Raw genomic sequence first — 243 nt, 5'->3', positions numbered from 1 at the left:
TTGCATCCGTAGCTCAGCTGGATAGAGTACTCGGCTACGAACCGAGCGGTCGGAGGTTCGAATCCTCCCGGATGCACCATTTTCTCTGCAATAACGCATTAGCGTTGTTACGGAAAACGATATCACTTTAGCAGTGATATCAAATCTGCAGTAAGTAAGTTTCCCTGATGCATCCGTAGCTCAGCTGGATAGAGTACTCGGCTACGAACCGAGCGGTCGGAGGTTCGAATCCTCCCGGATGCA

At 50.6% G+C, this 243-nt stretch carries 2 tRNA genes; both read left to right on the top strand.

The features are described 5' to 3' along the window. Positions 1-2: 2 nt before the first annotated feature. A tRNA-Arg gene (locus tag OGX99_RS00825) sits at positions 3-79 on the top strand. 90 nt (positions 80-169) lie between these two features. Further along, a tRNA-Arg gene (locus OGX99_RS00820) sits at positions 170-243 on the top strand.

Source organism: Citrobacter sp. Cu096, from assembly GCF_030332285.1.
Lineage (GTDB): Bacteria > Pseudomonadota > Gammaproteobacteria > Enterobacterales > Enterobacteriaceae > Citrobacter > Citrobacter meridianamericanus.
The sequence above is the reverse complement of the archived record's forward strand: the minus strand, read 5'-3'. Positions and strand labels throughout refer to the sequence as shown.